The following is a 19941-nucleotide window of genomic DNA, read 5'->3' on the forward strand; positions in this document are numbered from 1 at the left end:
CCGGCTCAGCTCGCGGTGAGCGCCCGCCAGCGGGTGTCGCGCGCGGAGGGGCGGCGGTGCAGGCGGGCATCGAGCAGGTCTCGCGCCTGAGCCAGCGCGCCGCTGCGGATCAGTGCCAGGATGTAGGTGTCCTCGATCACCTCGCGCTGGGCGTGGCTGCCGCCGATGCGGGGGAGATCGCCGATGACGGGCGCAAGCTCGCGCGCGCATCCGCGCCAATTGTCGTCGGCGAACGCACGCAGCGCCCGCAACATGTGCGGCACGATGCGCCCGGCCGGCAGCCTGCCCTCGGCCTGCCGCCGCTCGATCGCGGCAAGGCGTCCCTTGAGCGCGGTGCTGTCATGCGTTGCTGCCGCGATCATCACCAGATGCATCTCGGCGAAGGCGAGGGTCGAACCCGTGAAGCGCGTGCTCGCATAGGCCGCCGTGTCGGCCCATGCGTTGGGCGGCACCGGTTGCTCGTCAGCCATCAGCCGCCACAGCAGCGAGGCGCAGTCGGACAGGGTGTTGAGCGGCGGCGCCGAGTCCATCGTCGGCACCAGCACGTCGGTATAGACCGCCCGCGCCTTGTCGGCATCGCCCCGGTCCAGCGCGCCGAGCGCCTGGTGCCAGCAGATATGGCCATGCAGCATTCCCGTGCGGTCATAGTCGCCGATCCACCCCTCGACGAGCGCATCGGCCTCGTCCACCGCGCCTTCCTCGAACATCGCATGCAGCAGCGCATGCACGGCATAGGCGTTGTGCCGGCGCAGCGCGAAGCTGCGCTCGGTGACGGCGCGGCCCTTCGCCAACTCGCCGGACTCGGTCAGGGCCCAGCCATGGTTGGACATGAACCACCAGTCCTCGCCATAATCAGCGGCGAAGCGGTCGCAGAGGTCGCGGCGAGCGGCATCGTGATCGGCGCGGCCGGAGAAGGCGAGCAGGCCGAAAGCGCCGAGCGGGAGCGCCATGATCATGGCGTCCCGCGGCCAGTTCGCCAGATGCGCCAGGGTCGATGTCAGCGCGTCAGTGCCGCGTCCCTCGATGGCGAGCACCAGGGTCGCGACATGGCTCTGCTCGCGCGGGGTGCCGCGCTTGGCAGTGAGATCGCGGGCGCGTGCGATGGTCTGGAGCGCCGCCTCGCGCTGCATGTAGATCGCGTGGATGCGAGCACGCGCCGCGTGCGCCAGCGCGAACTCCGGATCGAGCATGATCGCCCGCTCGAACGCGTCAATGGCCCCGGGCCAGAATGCGAGCAGCAGATCCATGCCCTCGCGATAGGCTGCGGCCGCGTCAGTGGAGGCGGTCGACAGTGGCAGGCCGTAGCGATCCACCTCCATCTTTAGCCCACCCGATGCCTGCGATCAGATATCAGGTATGAGCGAGGGCGCAGCCGGAGCACTTGATGCGCGTCTAGATGAAATGACGTAGTCATACGTCTGGCTACAGGCGTATCGATATCCATCTTCATCGAAGGCGTCCTAATCCACAGCAGCTAGTCAGTCTCGTCGAGAATAGGCGTAGCCTCCTCAACATCTTCCCGATTGAATTTTCTCAAAAAGAAGGAATCGTCTATTTCATAGATTTCCACGGGGCGACGACGAATTCCTACCTGATGCTTGATACAGAGGTCTAGCAGTCGCTTTCCATCGATCAGTGTTATCGGTGCCGCGCCGGGAAACAAGGCTCCTTCCTGTGCGCCCTTTGCAAAGCTGCCAAGACTGATAATGGTTCCTCGGATGGCTTTATGATAAGGTAGCGCTCCTCGGAGCTCATCAATCTTTGGCCGGACTATCGTCCCTTCCGTTCGCTTTACCTGCACAACTTCAGTAATCTCGGTGATGCCAAATTGTACGCGTGCAACAACGTCAACTCCCTTGTCGCCACTAAATTTCGTGACGCGGACATCCTCGTAGTCCATGGCATCAAGGAGCTCCTTGACGAAATGTTCAAATTGAACCGGCTCGAGCTGCATTAAACGAGTTCGAAATGCAGACAATTGCTCCTCGTTGTGTGCGTGGGCAGCTTCGGCTACTGTGGTTCGCTTGGGTGAAGGAGCCGCGATTGGAGCGCTGTCAACCGGCGCAGAAAACCCTTTCAGCCAGCGAAGGCCAAGATCGGTGATTGCATAGAAGTTGCCTTCTCGGGAGATTAGACCGCGCTCCACAGCTGCTATCAGTCGGCGTCTGAGAGTGTCTGCGAAGGTGTTTGGAGTTGAAAATTGGGATACAGCTTTGAGATAATCTGACCATGCCGGCAAAATGTCTCCGCGTTTGCAGGGTGAACGCTCGGCGACAAGCGATAGTAATTTTGGGATGCCTTCCGCAGCGTCCAATTCCTGGAAAAGCCCTTCGTTCTGGGCTAGGAACTTTCTTCCTCGCTCGCCCAATTTGTAGATCCCATGAATCTGATCCAGTAAATTCATGCGATTTATGAACAGGTAGCAACCATTCAGGTAGCGGGGATTCAATTCCTTATTGCTACCTTCCCATATCTTCCGGGCCAGAATTTCGAGGTCGCCAGTAAGGCGCTCGGCAATCCAGGAGTCTGGAGTTGACCAATCAACGGGGTTCTGGGGGCTGCCCATTTGCGCCGCGATTGCGCTGAGCATATCGCGCACCCGTTGGACAGGCTCACCTTCGAGCAGCCGAATCGCATGAGCGATTTCGGAAAAGGGCGGATAGAGGGGGGCCTGGACAATAGGTTCGGGCAACGACGGTTCGGTCATCGACATCACCAATCATAGCATCGATTGAGTTGGGATGCGGAGCATGCCACGTCGCCTCATCAATATCTATTGAGTATATCTTTTTCCTTTCGGTTGAAGCTGTTGTTCTACGGGCTCCTGTAAGAGTGCTAGCCCACCCGCGGCCTGCGGCCCTCGATCGGATAGGCCGGATCGTTGTAGCCGGGCGTCGAGGCGTGACCGGTCACGACCAGCCGGTCGATCAGCGCCTCGTCGTCGGCGGCAAAGGGATAGTCGAGCGCGCGGATGTAGTCGTCCCATTGCGCCTCGGTGCGCGGACCCGCGATCACGGAGCTGATGAAGGCGGAGTTGAGCACCCAGGACACGGCGAACTGTCCCGGCGTGAAGCCCTTCGCCTCGGCGTGACGCTTGATCTCCTGCGCCAGCTTCAACGATTCGGGCCGCCACTCGGTCTGCATCATTCGCGTATCGTTGCGGCCGGCGCGGGTGTCCATGTCCGGCGGCGCATCGGGGCTGTATTTTCCGGTGAGCACGCCGCGCGCCAGCGGGCTGTAGGGCACGACGCCGAGGCCGTAATAGCCGCAGGCCGGCAGGTGCTCGACCTCGGGCATCCGGTTCATCGCGTTGTAGTAGGGCTGGCTGACGACAGGGCGGTCGATGCCGATGGTGTCGCAGAGATTGCAGATCTCGGCGAGCCGCCAGGCGCGGTAGTTGGAGACGCCGAAATAGCGGATCTTGCCGGCACGGATGAGATCGCCGATCGCGCGCACGGTTTCCTCGAGCGGCGTCGCGTGATCTTCCTTGTGCAGGTAGTAGATGTCGATGTGCCCGGTGCCGAGCCGCCGCAGGCTTTCGTCCGCGGCCTGCAGCACCCAGCGCCGCGACAGGCCGGCGCGGTTGGGATCGTCGCCCATCGGGTTGGCGAGCTTGGTGGCGACGATCCAGCGGTCGCGCTCGCGCGCGATGGCGCGGCCGACCACCTCTTCCGAGACGCCCTTGTTGTAGGCATCCGCGGTGTCGATGAAGTTGATGCCGGCGTCGCGCGCTTTGGCGATGATGCGGGCGGATGCCGGCTCGTCGGTGGGACCGCCGAACATCATCGTGCCCAGGCAGATCGGCGACACTTTCAGGCCGGAACGGCCGAGCTGGCGATAGTTCATTGATGCCTCATTCTTGCCACACGCGCGCATGGGTTTGATAGGACGATAAACCCATCAACGCGTCATTGCGAGCGCAGCGACGTGTCCGCCGAAGCCCTTGGGGCGTAGGCGGAAGCAATCCAGAGTCCTTTCCGCCACCCTGGATTGCTTCGTCGCTGCGCTCCTCGCGATGACGGCGGAGCGAGTGACCCCTATTCGCTCTTCAAGATCTTGAACACGCCCGAGGCCATCGCGATCACGCGAGGTCCGGCCGTGACCTCGGTGGTGATGAACACCAGGCTGCGGGTGATCCGCACCACATGCGGCCGCGACACCAGGGTCTCGCCGATCTTGCCGGACTCGACGAAATGCGTGTCGAACTGGATCGTCGCCATGTGCTCCTTGCCTGCGGCGTAGCGGGCCGTCATGCCGCAACTGCGGTCGGCCAGCGTCATGATCACGCCGCCCTGGACCAGGCCGCGGCGGTTGTGGTGCTTGTCCTCGGTGACGATGGCGTACTCGTGGACACCGCCGACGACCCGCTGCCACAGCGGGCCGATCAGATGCAGGAAACCGGAGGTGTCGACGATCTCCCAGCCGTCGGACGTCATCCTGGCCGCGGCCGATTTCGTCATCGCTGAAGACCCTTCCCGTTGTGGCCCGAGCCGGCCTGGAGGTCGTTTCATCTGTCGCCGGCCTGGTGTAGTCAAGCTGCATGCCGATGCCGTTCGACGATGCCACCAGGCGGAAAATCGCAAGCTGCTGCGCGGGCTTCGTGCGGCTGGAGGCGACTGCGGCGGCGGCCTCGCTGAAGCGCGCGGCGGTGGTGATCGCGCTGGCCCCCCACCACGAGACCGGCAACACGGCGCTGCTGCTCACTCTGCGTGCCGCAGGGCTGCGCAGCCATGGCGGGCAATGGGCGCTGCCGGGTGGACGCTGCGACGCCGGCGAAACCACGGTCGAGGCCGCCCTGCGCGAGCTCGCAGAGGAGCTCGGGCTGATCCTGGCGCCGGATGCGGTGCTGGGCCTGCTCGACGACTACCCGACACGGTCGGGCTATCTGATTACCCCGGTCGTGGTATGGGCGGCCAATGGCCGCACGCTGCGGCCGAATCCGGACGAGGTCTCCTCGGTGCACCGGATCGGCCTGGATGCGATCACGGCGCACGACGCGTTCGACTTCACCGTGATCCCCGAGAGCACGCGGCGCGTGATCCGCTTTCACGCCCGCGAGGGCCTCATTCACGCGCCCACCGCAGCGCTGATCTATCAGTTCCGGGAGGTGCTGTCCGGCCGCGACACCCGGGTGCATGAGCTGGAACAGCCGGTGTTTGCCTGGAAGTAGCCGCCGTTTCGGCTACAAGGGCGGCATGCTGCATCAGCCGATTCGCACGCTTGTCCTGATTCTCGCCTGCGCCGTTTCGGGCGCGCCGCCGTTGCTCGCCGCGGAACCCGGCTCACCGGTCGCACCGCGCGAAGCTTTGGCGCAGATGGCCTCGCCCGCCGCGATCGCGGAGTACCAGCGCAAACTCGCCGAATATCAGCAGGCGCGGGCGGTGTTCGACCAGGAGGCGGGCGCCTATTGGAAGGCAATCTCCGATAAGCGCCGCATCCGCAACGCCAAGCGTCGCGACCGCCAGCCGATCGGGCTCGACGACTACGTGCTGGAGCAGCCGCCGGTCTACACCGGGCCGAAGCGGCCGGTGAACCCCGAGCCGGAACCTGAGGGCGAGCCGCGCGAGCGCAAATACATCCCCGTGGTCGCCGACCTCGTGAAGGCGGCACAGGAGCATTTCCAATGGTCGCCGCAGCGCCCTGCCAACGACATCGATTTCAAACGCGCCTATGCGCGCTTCGCCGCGGCGTCGGGACTGACGCGCGAGCAGGCGGTGCGCGTCTATGCCTTCGAGACCGGCGGCAACGGCAAGCACGACTCGCAATCGGGCTTCAAGGGCAACCGCGCGATCTCGACCGCGATCGGCTACAATCAGCTCTTGACCACCAACAGCGTCGAGCTGCTGGCCGAGCAGGGGCCGCTGTTCATCCGCCTGCTCGGCGAACGCGTGGCTCGGACGTCCGGCCCGGCACGCGGCGCGATGGAGCACAAACTCGCGGTCCTGAAGAAGATGGTCGCGATTGCGCGCTCCGTGCCGGACGACTGGTCGGCGCATGAGAAGATCGGCAACACGCCGCAAGGCTGGGCCATGCATGCGATGGTGCTCGACATCGACGTCGGGCCGATGCTGCAGACCCACAAGCTCTTGACCTCGGTGCTGTTCGCACGCGCCAAGGGCTACACGCGGCCGCTTTCGGCCGCCGAGCTCGAGATGATGAATCTCACCGGCGACGGCACGGGCTTCGACATGGTGACGATGCCGCTCGAGATGCGCGATCAGGTTCCGACGGCCAACTTCTTCCAGCGCGGCGGCTACGAGCGCAATCCGGTCGCCGTTCGCCACAACACCGTGGCGAAGCTGCTTGCGGTGACGGATTCCAGGATGGACTCGCTCAGCAGCCTGCCCGGCGCCAAGGAACTGGCGGCCGCGTTCTGAGGCTGCGCTCGCTCGTCCTTACTCATCCGCGCCGAACGAGAAGCTGCCGTCGCCGTCGAGATAGGGGGCCGTCCGCATGTAGAGCTGACCGTTCTGGCCGACGAAGAACAGCGTGCCCTTCGGTACCTTCTTGGCGCCCTTGAGCAGCATGTCGGCGTTCTTGGTGCCCATCTTGTAGGCGAGCGTCCGGCCATCCTTGCCATAGGCGTAGCCCATGTCGGGCTTCAGCTCCCACGGCTCCGGTGGCGCCGCGCGCACCGCGCTGGTCAGTGCACCCAGCGCACCGAGGGCGATCAGGGCTTTCAGAACCAAGCTCTTCATGTCCTCCTCCAATCGATGTCGTCTCGAACAAATCACGAACGCTGACGCGACGTCAACGTCGCCCCGTCGCAGTGCAGTGATCGTTGGGCGGATTTTCCATTCGCCGATCTCGCGATTATCCTGCAGCGTGGTTTAGAAACATAGGCCAAGAAAACAATTTGGGGATGATTCGGATGAGCCTTGTCACGAAGATCGGTTGGGTTGCGGCGTTGTCGCTGGTGACGTTGGCATCCGCCCGGGCCGACGACTTCAAGCTGTCCAACAACCAGCGCATCGCCTGCAGCCGCGGTCTCTCCGCCGGCAAGCTCAATACGGCCGTCTGCAAGTCCTACGCCTACCTCTTCAACGTGAAGACCTCGGAATATTTCCGCTGCCAGGTCTCACTGTCGCTGACCCGGGACAACAAGGAAGTCATCAACGTCCAGACCGACGGCGGCTGCACCAGGAAGCCGCGCGTGTTCGACACCGATTCCAAATATGAGTTCGACGCCACCGAGACCGAGCCGGCGAACACCAATTCCTTCTTCGGCAATGGCGGCTATTCGATCTGGGTGGCGGATACGACCCAGCAGAAGGTGCGCGGCTGCATGACGATCTCGTCCGGGCTCGGCTCGGACATCTCCAAGTGCCTCGACATGACGTTCCAGTGACCGGCGGCCTTGCGAGCGAGGCGGCCCGCTCCTCTGGGCTGCACCTGCGGTTCAAGCTGGTGGTGCTGTCAATGTAAGATTGAACGCGGGGCGCGCATCGGTCCCGGCCTCGCGCCGTGGGAGCGGGAGAGGCTGGTGCGCCAGTCTTTCGGATGGGTTGACCCCGCGCCCGCAGCCGTCCAATTTGCGGCAAAATCAATGGGAGGATCCATGCGCTTCTCGAAAATCTCTGGCACTGCAACCGGTTTCATTCTGGCAGCCGCCTGTCTGCTCGCGGCGCCAGCGGCGCAGGCCCAGAGCTTCATCAACGTGCTCACCGGCGGCACGTCGGGCGTCTACTATCCGCTCGGTGTCGCGATCGGGAAGATCTACGGCGACAAGATCCCCAATGTGAAAACCCAGGTGCAGGCGACCAAGGCCTCCGTCGAGAACCTGATCCTGCTGCAGCAGGGCCGCGGCGAGCTCGCCTTCGCGCTCGGCGACTCCCTGAAGGCCGCCTGGAACGGCGAGGAGGAGGCCGGTTTCAAGACCAAGCTGGACAAGCTGCGCACGATCGGCGCGATCTATCCGAACTACATCCAGATCGTCGCGACGGCCGAGTCCGGCATCAAGACGCTGGCGGATCTCAAGGGCAAGAGTCTGTCGGTCGGCGCGCCGAAGTCCGGCACCGAGCTCAACTCGCGCGCGATCCTCGCCGCCGCCGGCATGAGCTACAAGGATCTCGGCAAGGTGGAGTATCTGCCGTTCGCCGAATCGGTCGACCTGATGAAGAACCGGCAGCTCGGCGCCACCTTGCAGTCGGCTGGCCTTGGCGTCGCATCGTTGAAGGATCTGTCGACCTCGTCGCCGATCACCGTGGTGTCGGTGCCGAAGGAGGTCGTCGACAAGATCGGGCCCCCGTTCGTCGCGGCGACCATCCCGGCCAACACCTATACCGGCCAGGACAAGGACGTGCCGACCGCGGCCGTGATCAACTATCTCGTCACCAGCTCGGCGGTATCCGACGATCTCGCCTATCAGATGACCAAGCTGATCTTCGAGTCGCTGCCGGAGCTCGCCAATGCGCACGCCGCCGGCAAGGAGATCAAGCTGGAGACGGCGGCGCAGGACAGCCCGGTGCCGCTGCACCCCGGCGCGATCCGCTACTACAAGGAAAAGGGCATCCTGAAATAAGGACGCTGCTCGCCCGGCCTGCCTTGTAGGCCGGATCATTCGCAACCGGCTGCGTGGGAAACATTCCGCGCAGTCTTGTCGTTCAGGTGATTGCGGCCATGGTCAGCAGCGCCTGATGGGCGCGTTGGGGGGATCATGACGATCGAAGCCGTGAACATGGAAACGCCGGTCAAGGTCGAGTTCGACAATTTCGAGCACGGCTTTCCGGAAGGCTTCGGCCCCGGCCGCTGGGGCTATCTCGCCTACGGCATCGGGCTCGCCTTTGCGATATTCCAGCTCTACGTCGCCGCCTTCAACTATCTGCCTAGCCAGGTCGTGCGCGGCGTCCATGTCGGCTTCCTACTGCTGCTGACCTTCGGCCTGATCGGCAACTTCACCGCCAGGACCGACGCCGGGCGCATCGCGGGCTGGACCATCGGCGCCATCGGCTTCCTGTGCGGCCTCTATCAGTGGATTTTCTATGCCGACCTGATCGCGCGCGACGGCGATCCGACGCGCACCGATCTCGTGGTCGGAACCCTGCTGGCGGTACTGATCTTCGAGGGCACGCGCCGGCTGATGGGGCTCGCGCTGCCGCTGATGTGCGGCGCCTGCCTGTTGTACTGGTTCTTCGGCCAGTATCTGCCGGCGCCGCTCAACCATCGCGGCTATGATTTCGATCAGGTGATTACACACCTCTCCTTCGGCACCGAGGGCTTCTACGGCGTGCCGATCTACGTCTCGGCGACCTACATCTTCCTGTTCATCCTGTTCGGCTCGTTCCTCGAGCATGCCGGCATGATCCAGCTGTTCACCGACGTCTCGCTCGGCCTGTTCGGTCGCACCCGCGGCGGTCCTGCCAAGGTCGCGGTGTTCGCCTCCGGCATGATGGGCACGATCTCCGGCTCGGGCGTCGCCAATGTCGTCACTGTCGGCCAGTTCACGATTCCGCTGATGATCCGGTTCGGCTACCGCCGCGCCTTTGCGGCCGGCGTCGAAGCCACCGCGTCGATGGGCGGACAGATCATGCCGCCCGTGATGGGCGCGGTCGCCTTCATCATGGCCGAAACCCTGGGCGTCGACTACTCGGTGATCGTCAAGGCGGCGGTCATTCCAGCCATTCTCTATTTCGCCTCGGCGTTCTGGATGGTGCATCTGGAGGCCGGCAAGCACGGCCTGACCGGCATGAAGCCGTCGGAGATCCCGAGCGCCTGGAAGGCGCTGGTGGCGCGCTGGTATCTCGTGCTGCCGCTCGCCGCGCTGGTCTACATGCTGTTCGAGGGTTTCACGCCGCTGTATGCGGGCTCGATGGGACTCGCGCTGACGGTGGCGCTGATCCTGGGCACCTCGATCACGATGGGCTTCTCCAACCAGGTGCTGCGCTACGTCTTCTGGATCGGGCTCGCGCTCGTCGTCGGCGCGCTGTCGCGCAACGGCCTGCAGATCATTCCCGTCGCCTCCGTCGTCGTTGCGCTCATCGTCATCACAGGCTTCGTGCGCGGCGGCATGGGCACCTTGCACGCCTGCCGCGATTCCCTGGCCGAAAGTGCGAAGTCGGCGCTGACCGTCGGCATGGCCTGCGCCATCGTCGGCGTCATCATCGGCATGATGACGCAGACCGGCGTCGGCTCGATCTTCGGAAGCTGGGTGATCGGCCTCGGCAAGACCAGCCTGTTCGCGGCGCTGATCATGACCATGCTGCTGTCGATCCTGCTCGGCACCGGCATCCCGACCATCCCGACCTACATCATCACCGCGGCACTGGCGGCCCCCGCGCTCGCCAAGCTGGGCGTGCCCCTGATCGCGAGCCACATGTTCGCGTTCTACTACGGCATCATGGCCGACCTTTCGCCGCCGGTCGCGCTGGCCGCGCTGGCGGCCGCCCCGATCGCCAAGGAGAATCCCGACAAGATCGGCTGGGAGGCGATGCGGATCGCGCTCGCCGGCTACGTCATTCCGTTCCTGTTCGTCTACTCGCCCGCGCTGATGCTGCAGCCAGGTGACCCGATGGAGGCGCAACTCGGCTTCATCGGCGCGGTGGCGTATGCCTCCGTCAAGGCGCTGATCTCGATCGGCCTGTTCGGCATGGTGGCGATCGGCTTCCTGTACGTGCGCATGACCCTGGTCGAGCGGCTGCTGGCGTTTGTCGCGTCCGTCTGCCTGCTCGGCGAATTTCCCTACAGTGACGTGCTGGGCTTCGCGCTGGCGGTGGTGATCGTGGCGTGGCAGTGGCGGCAGCGGCCGCCGGCTGCCGTGGCGGCCTCCGCTTGAGCCTCTGCCTCGCCTCATCAGGTGTGGTGAAGGCGCTGACCCTCGCCGGCTTCACCTTGGCCTGGACCCACTCGGTCGAGAAGACCGCGTGGCAGGAGGACTGGCGCGTCACGTCTGACGGTCTCGAACTGGTGCAGGCGCGCGTCAAGGGCTCCGGCGCGGGCATGGAGCCGCCGCCGGAGGCGCGGCTGGTCGACGGCTGGTTCCAGTGGCAGACCCAGCGGGGGCCGCTGTCGCGGATCGTGCTCGCCAATTCCGGCGCGGCCGGCGAGTGGCGCATCTGCGCGGACGGGCAATGCCGGACGCTGTCGGACATCTTCGGCCATGACATCGGCGCAGCGACCATCACGATGAGCGCCTGTACCGAATAACGAATAAGCGACGGGAGAACACGATGGATCGTCTCAGGGGCAAGGTGGCGCTGGTGGTCGGTGCGGGCTCGATCGGGCCGGGCTGGGGCAACGGCAAGGCCACGGCCGTGACCTTTGCGCGGCAGGGCGCCAAGGTGTTCTGCGTCGACCGCAACAAGGACGCCGCCGCGGAGACCGCCTCGATCATTTCAGGCGAAGGCGGGCAGGCCGAGGCGTTCACCGCCGACGTCTCGAAGGCCGTCGAGGTCGAGGCGATGGTGAAGGCTTGCGTTGCCGCCTATGGCCGTATCGACGTGCTCGACAACAATGTCGGCATCGCCGAGATGGGCAGCGTCGTCGATGTCGAGGAGGCCGAGTGGGATCGCGTGTTCGCGGTCAACCTCAAGAGCGCCTATCTCGCCATGAAGCACGTCATTCCGGTGATGATCGGGCAGGGCGGCGGCTCCATCATCAACATCTCTTCTGTCGCCTCGATCCGCCAGGTCGGCATCTCCTATGTCAGCTATGGCGCCAGCAAGGCTGCGATGAACCAGATGACGCGCACGACCGCGGTCGAGTTCGCGCCGAAGCACGTCCGCGTCAATGCGATCCTGCCCGGGCTCATGAAGACGCCGATGGTCGAGCACTCAGCGGGGCTGGCCGCGAGCTACGCCAAGGGCGATGTCGAGGAGATGTGGCGCAAGCGTGATGCGCAGGTGCCGATGGGGCACATGGGCGACGCCTTCGACGTCGCCAATGCCGCCTTGTTCCTCGCCTCCGACGAGTCGCGCTATGTCACCGGCACCATGCTGGTGGTGGATGGCGGGCTGACCTGCCGGAGTTAGGTCTCGCCGCGCGCGTCATTGCGAGCAACGCGATGTGTCCGCCGTCGCTCGAAGAGCGAAGGCGGAAGTCTCCAGGAAGCCCTGGATTGCTTCGTCGCCTTCGGCTCCTCGCAATGACGCGTGTTACAGGAGAGATCAGCGCTGCGGCTATTGCGCCATCGCCAGCATGCCGCCTGCAATCGCATGCCACGTCGAGGTCATGCTGATCGGCCAGTTCAGGAGCTTCACGGCGATCAGCGCCAGCCCGCCATAGACGTAGACCCGGTGGACGCGTCCGAACGTGCGGCGGTCGTGGACGATCGCGACGACGAGCAGCAGGTAGGCGACGAAGGCCGGTGGGATCGTCACGAACACCGGCGGCGGGCCGAGCGGGCCGGGCGGCGCCAGGAATGTCAGGAACCAGCGCGCCACGGCGGCGTCGAGCAGCGAGATGCCGGCGAGCAGCATCAGCCGCTTGTGCGTTTCCGGCCGGCGCAGATGGACAACCGCGAGCGCAAAGACCACGGCGAAGAAGGCGATGCCGCTGAGGGGCACGATGGCAAAGGCGATGCCCTCGTTGGCCTGACCCATCGCCGCGGAGCGCTTCATCGCCTCGATGGCAACGAGGAAGCCAAAGATCGTCATCGCCGTGGCGAGCGATACGCCGAAGATGCCGAGCGAGCGGTGCCGCGCCGTGCGTCCGGATGCGGCAAGCCAGCTCTGCAGCGCGAAATACAGAGTCCAGGCGAAGAACAGGAAGCCATGGAAATGAATCACGGGCGCGCCGGAGAATGAGCGGCGGGCCAGTGGCAGCCAGTAGGTCGGTGCGAAGCCGATGATCGCAATGGCCATGCAGGCCAGAGCCATGTTGAAATAGAAATAGCGCGCAGGGGACGCAACGACGCCGCGTGCGCGCGAATTGTCGGTCAGAATAGTCATGCGGTTGTGTCTGCGGGGACCGCAACAGGTTCAAATGGCGACCGAGGACGTCGCCGGGGTGCGCATCCACAACATCTTGAGGGAAATGCGCGGCACGATCACGCGCATTTCAGTCGAGGCCGCAATCCACTCGCGAGCTCCCGTTCGCAAAGGTCGCCTTCTCCCGGAAAGGGACTGTCGCACCGCTGCTGCCGCTGTATAGTTGAAGTGCCGCGGCAGCGATTGCGCCCCCCGCGCGCCGTGCCGGATCGCCCACGACCTGAGAGAGCCATCTGCCTTGACCGCATCCGTCTCCTCGTGGGCTGCTGCCGATCGCCGGGATGGGGTGCTGCGCCTGGCCGCGCTGGTCACGCTCGGATGGCTGGTCTCGACCCAGGCCCATGCGGTCGGCGCGGCCGAGCCCGGCAAGGAGCCGGCGGTGGATGCCGGTGCCTGCATCGCGGCCTCGGAGGCGCACGATGGCGACAAGGTGCTCACCGAATGCGGCGCCGTGATCGACAATCCCAAGGCCGCGAGGGTCGATCGCATCAACGCACTGATCGCGCGCGCCTCGATCTTCATCACCAGGGGTGAGATCGATCGCGCCATCGCCGATTACGGCGTGACCTTGCAGCTCGACCCGACCCTCGCCAGCATCTTCAACGCGCGCGGCGAACTGCATCGCAAGAAGGGCGACCGTCCGAAGGCGCTGGCCGATTTCGCCGCGGCGCTGCGGCTCAATCCGGATCACGCCAGCGCCCGCAGCAACTACCACGCACTCGCTGTGGAGCTCGAGCGCCTGGGCGCGCAGATGGCCGTCGCGGGGCGGCCGAGCTTCAATTGCGCCACGGCGCGGCGCGCCGTGGAGAAGGCGATCTGCGCCGATCCGGAGCTCGCCAATCTCGATCGCGAGATCGACGGCGCGCAGGCCCGCGTCGTTCGCGAGGCGGCCGGCCCCGCCGCAGCCCGCGCCCTGCAGCGCGAGCAGGACGCGTTCATCGCGCGGCGCAACGCCGGCTTTGGCAAGCCCGGCTACGATCTCAAGAAGGCGATGGAGGACCGCCTGCGGCGGCTGAACGGCGTCGACGGCTATTAACCATCGGCGTGGCCGCTTGAACCGGGTTCCGGCCGGAGACGACAACGGGGGAGATCAGCGTCTCACCCGCAACAGTCGAAATTCGAGCCGAGTCCATGCCGATGCACGCTTTCATTCGTTCGATTTCATCCTGCTCATCCTACCTCGCGCTGGGTCTTGCAGCCGGTCTTGTCCTTGGCCTCGGGGCCCAGCCTGCATTCGCCGCGGACCCCGAATGCGCTTTGGGCAGCAAGGCGCCCCCGTCCGAGCTCATCACCGCCTGCTCGACCGCAATCGAGCAGGCATCGAGTTCGCCGAAGGATCAATCCATCGCCTTGGTTGCCCGCGCCGATGCCCGTGCGCGTACCTCGGGCGGCCTGACCCAGGCCCTGAAGGACCTCGACCGTGCCATCGCGCTCGACGGCAAGAATGCGCGCGCCTATCGGCTGCGTGGCGACCTGATGCGCGAAGCCGGTGGCGATGCCGGCAGGGCGGCGGCCGATCTGAGCATGGCGATCTCGCTCGATCCGAATGACGCCGAAGCCTATGAGCTGCGTGGCGTTGTCTATACCGAGCAGCGCCGTCTTGATCGCGCTCTGGCCGACTACGACCAGGCGATCCGGCTGAAGCCCGACTACGCGCAGGCCTTTGCCGACCGCGGCGTCGCCTTCTACCTGCGCGGCGACAACGAGAAGGCCGTGCGCGACTATGACGAGGCGATCCGGCTCGACCCGAAACGGCCGCGCACATTCACCAACCGTGCCGCGGCCTACAAGAAGCTCGGCCAGATGGACAAGGCGCTGGCCGATGACGATGAGGCGATCCGGCGCGATCCGAAGGTGTCGGAATATTACGACAATCGTGGCCTCACCTACGCCGCCATGAAGGAGTACGACAAGGCGATCGCCGATTATGATCAGGCGATCAGGATGGAGCAGCGGGCAAATTTCTTCACCAACCGCGGCGATTCCCATCAGTTCAAGGGCGAGCTCGGCGCGGCGCTCAGCGACTACGACGCCGCGCTGCGGCTCGATCCGAATTTCGCGCTCGCCTACAACAACCGGGCGGTGCTGTACAAGAAGATGGGCGAGCGCGCCAAGGCGCTGGCCGACTACGAGGCCGCGCTGCGGCTGGATCCCGGCAACGACAATGCCATCGCCGGCCGGCGCGTCATGCTGGCCGAGATCAAGAAGTTCGGCGCCGAGCCGCCGCGTCCGTTGAACGCGCCGTCAGAGCGAAGCGGTCCGTCGTTCGATTGCGCCACGGCCGCGCGCGAGGTCGAGAAGGTCATCTGCGCCGACCCGCAGCTCTCGGTGCTCGATCTCGGCATTTCCGAAAGCTATGCCCGGCGCTTGAAGTCCTCCCGCGGCCGCGCCGCTGCCGAGCTGCGCGGAACGCAGCGTGACTTCATCGCGGAGCGCAATGCCCGGTTCGGCAAGCCCGGCTACGACCTTCGTCTAGCCCTGCAGCGTCGCCTGGATACCCTCCGCGATGGAGCGCATTGATCCGGCCCGGAAAATGGCGCGGACGTCCGGGCCTGCCTGATCTGGATCAATTCATGACGGCTTGAACTGTCGCTTTGTCCCGTGACAATACTCGGGAATAAACACAGATCTTGGGGAAACGTCATGAGCGCTGCGAGCCGCTATCACGAGGTCCATGCACGGTCGCTGCAGGACCCGGAAGGGTTCTGGGCCGAGGCCGCCCGCGCGATCGACTGGATCGAGCCGGCCAAGACCATCTTCGATCCCGCGATGGGCGCCTACGGCCGCTGGTTTGCGGGGGCCGTCGTCAATACCTGCTACAACGCGCTCGACCGCCACGTCGCCGCCGGCCGCGGCGATCAACTGGCGCTGATCCACGATTCGCCGCTCGCCAGCTCGGTCACGAAGCTCACCTATGCCGAGATGCTGAAGGAGGTGCAGACGCTCGCCGCGATCATGCAGGATTTCGGCGTCGGCAAGGGCGACCGCGTCATCCTGTATATGCCCATGGTGCCCGAGGCGATGGTCGCGATGCTGGCCTGCGCGCGCATCGGCGCGGTGCATTCGGTGGTGTTCGGCGGCTTCGCGGCCAAGGAGCTCGCGACCCGCATCGACGACGCCACGCCCAAGCTCGTGCTGTCGGCGAGCTGCGGCATCGAGCCCGGCCGCATCGTGCAATACAAGCCTCTGCTCGATCAGGCGATCGAGCTCGCCGACAACAGGCCCAAGGCCTGCATCGTCCTGCAGCGTCCCGAGCATGTCTGCGAGCTGAAGCCCGGCCGCGATTACGACTGGGCGGCGCTGCGCAAATCTGCGCTCGCCAATGGCAAGCTGGCGCCGTGCGTGCCGGTGCTGGCGACCGATCCGCTCTACATCCTCTATACCTCCGGCACGACCGGCAAGCCGAAGGGCGTGGTGCGGGACAATGGCGGGCACCTCGTCGCGCTGAAATGGTCGATGGAGAATCTCTACGGCATCAAGCCGGGTGAGGTCTGGTGGTGCGCCTCCGACATCGGCTGGGTGGTTGGCCACAGCTACATCATCTACGGCCCGCTGATCCATGGCGCGACCTCGGTGATGTATGAGGGCAAGCCGGTCGGAACGCCCGATGCCGGCGCGTTCTGGCGCGTCATCAGCGATCATAAGGCGGTCGCTCTGTTTACCGCGCCCACGGCATTCCGCGCCATCCGCAAGGAGGATCCGGAAGGTACTTTCTTGCGCAAATACGATCTATCGCATTTCCGCACCCTGTTCCTGGCCGGCGAGCGCGCCGATCCGCCGACGGTGGAATGGGCCGAGCAGCAATTGAAGGTGCCGGTGATCGATCATTGGTGGCAGACCGAGACCGGCTGGTGCATCGCCGGCAATCCGGTCGGCCTTGGCCTGTTGCCCGTGAAGCACGGCTCGCCGACGGTGCCGATGCCGGGCTACCAGGTCGACATCGTCGACGAGGCCGCCAAGCCGGTGCCCGCCAACACCATGGGCTCGATCGTGATCAAGCTGCCAATGCCGCCCGGCTGCCTGCCGACCCTGTGGCAGCAGGAGGACCGCTTCAAGGAATCCTATCTCAGCGAATTCCCCGGCTACTACAAGACGTCAGACGCCGGCTACAAGGATGAGGACGGCTATGTCTTCGTGATGGGCCGCACCGACGACATCATCAATGTCGCCGGCCACAGGCTGTCGACCGGCGGCATGGAAGAGATATTGGCCTCGCATCCCGACGTCGCGGAATGCGCCGTGCTCGGCATCAAGGATGCGATCAAGGGCGAGGTGCCGTGCGGCTTCATCGTGCTCAAGGCCGGTGTCTCGCGCAGCCCGTCGCAGATCGAAAAGGAGATCGTGGCGCTGGTACGCGACAAGCTCGGACCGGTCGCTGCGTTCAAGCTCGCCATCACCGTCGGCCGGTTGCCGAAGACGCGCTCCGGCAAGATCCTGCGCGGCACGATCAAGAAGATCGCCGACGGCGAGCAATGGAGCATGCCGGCCACGATCGAGGATCCCAAGGTGCTCGAGGAAATCGGCGAGGCGCTGAAGAGCCGCGTCTGACACGACGCCGCTGAAAGGTGACCCGGGCTTGACCCGGGCGTCCATTCTCGTCAAGCAACGGCGTCAGACCGGCCCGATTGACGAGAATGGAACGTTCGATGCGACAGACCTCCGCCCGCCTGGCCCTGGTGCTGATGGCCGTATTTTCGCTCTCGGCCTGCGCCTCCCGCAACCAGGGTCCCGCGGTGGCGCTCGGCAATGACGACGATGATGCGGTCTGTCAGGCCGGTGGCAAGGTCGCGCCGGGCTCCGCCGAATATGTCGCCTGCCGCAAGGACCGCGACGTGCAGCGGCAGCGCGCCGAGGCACGTGCCGACCGCCGGCAGCGCGATCTCGGCGAATACATGATGAACCACCCCGACCGGCCCTGAGCGCCAGTGCAAGCGCCTCTCATGGCGCGTGACTTCGATGCAACAGTTGCGTGACATCGGCGCTGCAACAATGCCGATTGATTGAGATCAAATCCAAGCCCATGGCGTCCCTGCCACACCTGTGACCGCAAGGCGCGGCTGTGCCCGCGCAAATGTTGCTCAAGGGTGGTTATGGGGACCTCGATGAACAGAATCTTGAAACTCTCGTCATCGCTGCTGGTGCTGGCGGCGATCTGCGGAGCCATGGGCTCGGCGCAAGCAGCCGACCTGCAGGCGGCGCCGGTCTACACCAAGGCGCCGGTGGTCGAAGCGTGGAATCCGTGGATGCTTCGTGTGCGCGCGCTCGGCGTGCTGCCGGATGCTGGCGGCTCCACCGTGAACGTGACCGGCGTGCCGGCGCTGTCGTCGCCGAACTCCGGCCTGTCGATCTCCAACTCGGTCGTGCCCGAGCTCGACATCAGCTACTTCTTCACCAAGAACATCGCGGCCGAGCTGATCCTCGGCGTCACCCGGCATTCCATCGGCGGCACCGGCTCGCTCGACGGTCTCAACATCGGCAAGGCTTGGTTGCTGCCGCCGACGCTGACGCTGCAGTATCATTTCACCGATTTCGGCGCGTTCAAGCCCTATGTCGGCGCGGGCGTGAACTACACGGTCTTCTTCAACCAGAGCGCCGCGAACCAGGTGTGGAACGGTCTTGCCGTCACCAACCTGCACATCTCCAACCAGTGGGGTGCCGCGGTCCAGTTCGGCTTCGACTACATGCTCGACAGGCACTGGGGCCTGAACGTCGACGTCAAGAAGCTGTGGCTGCAGCCGAACTACTCGGCGACCGTCAACGGCGCAATTCCGGTCACCGGCCGCGCCAACATCGATCCGTGGCTGGTCGGCGTCGGCGTCACCTACAAGTTCTGATTTTTTCAGTTCCTCCCAAGACTGTCATGGCGCCGGCATTCCCGGCGCCATTTTTTTTGGACTGTTTGCGGGTCGCGAAGCTCGGGCTCGGGCCTGTAAAACAGGTGTCGTCCCGGCCTTGAGCCGGGACCCATACGCCGCAGCGGGAGGGAGGAAAGACGCGCTGAGTTACAGCCAGCTTGAGCCGTCACGCAATCCTGTGGTTATGGGTCCCTGCGTTCGCAGGGACGACACCGATGGTGGGGCAGTCGCGCGTGAATTGACCCGAGGACAGGAGGTGCCCGTCCTACTCTTCCTCGTCGTCCTGCTTCTTGCCGCCGATGGTCTTGAGCTTGGCGAACACGGCGTCGACGTTGAGATCGTCCTCATCGCGGCCCGCCGGCTCGTACTCGTCCTTGCGCGTGGTCTCGGAGGCCGGGAGCAGGGTGGCGCCGCTGTAATTGGCGTCGAGCGGCTTTTCCTTGGCGGCACGCTGGACCTCGAAGTCGAGCTCGATCTGCGAGCACAGGCCGAGCGTCACCGGATCCATCGGCGTCAGCGTCTGCGCGTTCCAATGGGTGCGGTCGCGCACGCTCGCGATCGTGGTCTTGGTGGTGCCGACCAGGCGCATGATCTGGGCGTCCTTGAGCTCGGGATGGTTCCGCACCAGCCAGAGAATGGCGCTCGGGCGCTCGTGGCGGCGCGACACCGGGGTGTAGCGGGGGCCCTTGCGCTTGGGCTGCGGCGGCAGCACCACCTTGCTCTCCTGCAGCCGGAGCCGGTAATTCGGGTCGCGCTCGGCTTTCTCGATCTCCTCGCGGGTGAGCTGCCCGGTCGAGATCGGATCCATGCCCTTGATGCCCTGGGCGGCGTCCCCGTCGGCAATGGCGCGCACCTCCAGCGGGTGCATCTTGGTGAAATCGGCGACCTGGTCGAAGGTCAAGGCGGTATTGTCGACCAGCCACACGGCAGTTGCCTTCGGCATCAGCGGGGCGTTGCTCATGGCAAATCTCCTTTGTGCTCCGCCCCGGCCCTGGAGGCGAAACCTGCGGTCATCGGCGATGACGGGAATTGGCCCTATATAAGCCGTCCCGGGGGCAGGGCGCAATGGCCTGGAGAAAACGGCCTTGACAGCGCTCGAAAGCAGTCCCAAGTCCTACCCAAACGAGTGTCAGACCCAAGTTCTTCGCGTATCGACCGCCCCC

General features: G+C 65.0%; 19 protein-coding genes. 12 read left to right on the top strand and 7 right to left on the bottom strand.

What is annotated here, in order from left to right:
• Nucleotides 1-5: 5 nt before the first annotated feature.
• The 4 genes from QW863_RS27895 to QW863_RS27910 all read right to left on the bottom strand — a co-directional run bounded on the left by QW863_RS27895 (nucleotide 6) and on the right by QW863_RS27910 (nucleotide 4460).
• Complete coding sequence (locus QW863_RS27895; RefSeq protein ID WP_315716319.1) at nucleotides 6-1319, bottom strand: tetratricopeptide repeat protein; 1314 nt, start codon at nucleotides 1317-1319, stop codon at nucleotides 6-8.
• Nucleotides 1320-1474: 155 nt separating this feature from the next.
• Nucleotides 1475-2713 (bottom strand): restriction endonuclease, encoded by a 1239-nt coding sequence (locus QW863_RS27900; protein ID WP_315716318.1) that lies wholly within the window; start codon nucleotides 2711-2713, stop codon nucleotides 1475-1477.
• Nucleotides 2714-2835: 122 nt separating this feature from the next.
• The gene (locus tag QW863_RS27905; protein ID WP_315716317.1) at nucleotides 2836-3846 is read right to left on the bottom strand and encodes an aldo/keto reductase; all 1011 of its coding nucleotides are present in this window, start codon (nucleotides 3844-3846) and stop codon (nucleotides 2836-2838) included.
• Nucleotides 3847-4037: 191 nt separating this feature from the next.
• The gene (locus tag QW863_RS27910) at nucleotides 4038-4460 is read right to left on the bottom strand and encodes a PaaI family thioesterase (RefSeq protein WP_315716316.1); all 423 of its coding nucleotides are present in this window, start codon (nucleotides 4458-4460) and stop codon (nucleotides 4038-4040) included.
• A gap of 80 nt (nucleotides 4461-4540) precedes the next feature.
• On the opposite strand from QW863_RS27910, the gene QW863_RS27915 reads away from it, so the two are divergent.
• Nucleotides 4541-5170, top strand: coding sequence for a CoA pyrophosphatase (locus tag QW863_RS27915; protein ID WP_315716314.1), 630 nt, complete (start codon nucleotides 4541-4543; stop codon nucleotides 5168-5170).
• A 25-nt stretch (nucleotides 5171-5195) separates the two neighbouring features.
• On the top strand, nucleotides 5196-6377 hold the full coding sequence (locus QW863_RS27920; RefSeq protein ID WP_315716462.1) for a hypothetical protein: 1182 nt from the start codon (nucleotides 5196-5198) through the stop codon (nucleotides 6375-6377).
• 18 nt (nucleotides 6378-6395) lie between these two features.
• On the opposite strand, the gene QW863_RS27925 is transcribed toward QW863_RS27920, so the two are convergent.
• Nucleotides 6396-6698 (bottom strand): hypothetical protein, encoded by a 303-nt coding sequence (locus QW863_RS27925; RefSeq protein WP_315716313.1) that lies wholly within the window; start codon nucleotides 6696-6698, stop codon nucleotides 6396-6398.
• Nucleotides 6699-6871: 173 nt separating this feature from the next.
• Between QW863_RS27925 and QW863_RS27930 the strand changes: the two genes are divergently transcribed.
• From QW863_RS27930 to QW863_RS27950, 5 genes are all read left to right on the top strand, one after another.
• Nucleotides 6872-7348, top strand: coding sequence for a hypothetical protein (locus tag QW863_RS27930; RefSeq protein ID WP_315716312.1), 477 nt, complete (start codon nucleotides 6872-6874; stop codon nucleotides 7346-7348).
• 210 nt (nucleotides 7349-7558) lie between these two features.
• Nucleotides 7559-8521 (top strand): TAXI family TRAP transporter solute-binding subunit, encoded by a 963-nt coding sequence (locus tag QW863_RS27935; protein WP_315716311.1) that lies wholly within the window; start codon nucleotides 7559-7561, stop codon nucleotides 8519-8521.
• Nucleotides 8522-8677: 156 nt separating this feature from the next.
• A complete protein-coding gene (locus tag QW863_RS27940) occupies nucleotides 8678-10771 on the top strand; it encodes a TRAP transporter permease (RefSeq protein ID WP_315716461.1) in 2094 nt (697 codons plus the stop codon).
• On the top strand, nucleotides 10768-11142 hold the full coding sequence (locus QW863_RS27945; protein ID WP_315716310.1) for a DUF1850 domain-containing protein: 375 nt from the start codon (nucleotides 10768-10770) through the stop codon (nucleotides 11140-11142). Before QW863_RS27940 ends, QW863_RS27945 begins: the two co-directional genes overlap by 4 nt.
• A 23-nt stretch (nucleotides 11143-11165) precedes the next feature.
• Nucleotides 11166-11966, top strand: coding sequence for an SDR family oxidoreductase (locus QW863_RS27950; protein ID WP_315716309.1), 801 nt, complete (start codon nucleotides 11166-11168; stop codon nucleotides 11964-11966).
• A 147-nt stretch (nucleotides 11967-12113) separates the two neighbouring features.
• Here the strand turns inward: QW863_RS27950 and QW863_RS27955 are convergent, their stop codons facing one another.
• A complete protein-coding gene (locus QW863_RS27955) occupies nucleotides 12114-12884 on the bottom strand; it encodes a hypothetical protein (protein ID WP_315716308.1) in 771 nt (256 codons plus the stop codon).
• Between the two features lie 325 nt (nucleotides 12885-13209).
• Here QW863_RS27955 and QW863_RS27960 point away from each other — a divergent pair, with 325 nt between their 5' ends.
• The 5 genes from QW863_RS27960 (at nucleotide 13210) to QW863_RS27980 (ending at nucleotide 18757) form a co-directional block, all read left to right on the top strand.
• The gene (locus QW863_RS27960; RefSeq protein WP_315716460.1) at nucleotides 13210-13959 is read left to right on the top strand and encodes a tetratricopeptide repeat protein; all 750 of its coding nucleotides are present in this window, start codon (nucleotides 13210-13212) and stop codon (nucleotides 13957-13959) included.
• Between the two features lie 101 nt (nucleotides 13960-14060).
• Entirely contained in the window at nucleotides 14061-15443 is a 1383-nt protein-coding gene (locus QW863_RS27965; RefSeq protein WP_316235510.1) for a tetratricopeptide repeat protein, read from the top strand.
• 123 nt (nucleotides 15444-15566) lie between these two features.
• Entirely contained in the window at nucleotides 15567-17471 is a 1905-nt protein-coding gene (locus tag QW863_RS27970; protein ID WP_315716306.1) for a propionyl-CoA synthetase, read from the top strand.
• A gap of 98 nt (nucleotides 17472-17569) precedes the next feature.
• The gene (locus tag QW863_RS27975) at nucleotides 17570-17842 is read left to right on the top strand and encodes a hypothetical protein (RefSeq protein WP_315716305.1); all 273 of its coding nucleotides are present in this window, start codon (nucleotides 17570-17572) and stop codon (nucleotides 17840-17842) included.
• Nucleotides 17843-18025: 183 nt separating this feature from the next.
• Nucleotides 18026-18757 carry an OmpW family protein gene (locus QW863_RS27980; RefSeq protein WP_315716304.1) on the top strand — a complete coding sequence of 244 codons (732 nt, stop codon included), beginning with the start codon at nucleotides 18026-18028 and terminating at the stop codon, nucleotides 18755-18757.
• Nucleotides 18758-19043: 286 nt separating this feature from the next.
• On the opposite strand, the gene QW863_RS27985 is transcribed toward QW863_RS27980, so the two are convergent.
• Nucleotides 19044-19739 (bottom strand): DUF1013 domain-containing protein, encoded by a 696-nt coding sequence (locus QW863_RS27985; protein ID WP_315716303.1) that lies wholly within the window; start codon nucleotides 19737-19739, stop codon nucleotides 19044-19046.
• Nucleotides 19740-19941: the final 202 nt, after the last annotated feature.

This window comes from Bradyrhizobium sp. SZCCHNR1017 (assembly GCF_032381375.1).
In the GTDB taxonomy this organism is placed as follows: Bacteria; Pseudomonadota; Alphaproteobacteria; order Rhizobiales; family Xanthobacteraceae; genus Bradyrhizobium.

Coding starts and splice junctions, on each gene's coding strand:
- QW863_RS27925 (WP_315716313.1), bottom strand. CDS start 6,698: ATGAAGAGCTTGGTTCTGAAAGCCCTGATCGCCCTCGGTGCGCTGGGT.
- QW863_RS27980 (WP_315716304.1), top strand. CDS start 18,026: ATGAACAGAATCTTGAAACTCTCGTCATCGCTGCTGGTGCTGGCGGCG.
- QW863_RS27935 (WP_315716311.1), top strand. CDS start 7,559: ATGCGCTTCTCGAAAATCTCTGGCACTGCAACCGGTTTCATTCTGGCA.
- QW863_RS27900 (WP_315716318.1), bottom strand. CDS start 2,713: ATGTCGATGACCGAACCGTCGTTGCCCGAACCTATTGTCCAGGCCCCC.
- QW863_RS27950 (WP_315716309.1), top strand. CDS start 11,166: ATGGATCGTCTCAGGGGCAAGGTGGCGCTGGTGGTCGGTGCGGGCTCG.
- QW863_RS27895 (WP_315716319.1), bottom strand. CDS start 1,319: ATGGAGGTGGATCGCTACGGCCTGCCACTGTCGACCGCCTCCACTGAC.
- QW863_RS27920 (WP_315716462.1), top strand. CDS start 5,196: ATGCTGCATCAGCCGATTCGCACGCTTGTCCTGATTCTCGCCTGCGCC.
- QW863_RS27975 (WP_315716305.1), top strand. CDS start 17,570: ATGCGACAGACCTCCGCCCGCCTGGCCCTGGTGCTGATGGCCGTATTT.
- QW863_RS27905 (WP_315716317.1), bottom strand. CDS start 3,846: ATGAACTATCGCCAGCTCGGCCGTTCCGGCCTGAAAGTGTCGCCGATC.
- QW863_RS27915 (WP_315716314.1), top strand. CDS start 4,541: ATGCCGATGCCGTTCGACGATGCCACCAGGCGGAAAATCGCAAGCTGC.
- QW863_RS27910 (WP_315716316.1), bottom strand. CDS start 4,460: ATGACGAAATCGGCCGCGGCCAGGATGACGTCCGACGGCTGGGAGATC.
- QW863_RS27955 (WP_315716308.1), bottom strand. CDS start 12,884: ATGACTATTCTGACCGACAATTCGCGCGCACGCGGCGTCGTTGCGTCC.
- QW863_RS27985 (WP_315716303.1), bottom strand. CDS start 19,739: ATGAGCAACGCCCCGCTGATGCCGAAGGCAACTGCCGTGTGGCTGGTC.
- QW863_RS27930 (WP_315716312.1), top strand. CDS start 6,872: ATGAGCCTTGTCACGAAGATCGGTTGGGTTGCGGCGTTGTCGCTGGTG.
- QW863_RS27940 (WP_315716461.1), top strand. CDS start 8,678: ATGGAAACGCCGGTCAAGGTCGAGTTCGACAATTTCGAGCACGGCTTT.
- QW863_RS27970 (WP_315716306.1), top strand. CDS start 15,567: ATGAGCGCTGCGAGCCGCTATCACGAGGTCCATGCACGGTCGCTGCAG.
- QW863_RS27965 (WP_316235510.1), top strand. CDS start 14,061: ATGCACGCTTTCATTCGTTCGATTTCATCCTGCTCATCCTACCTCGCG.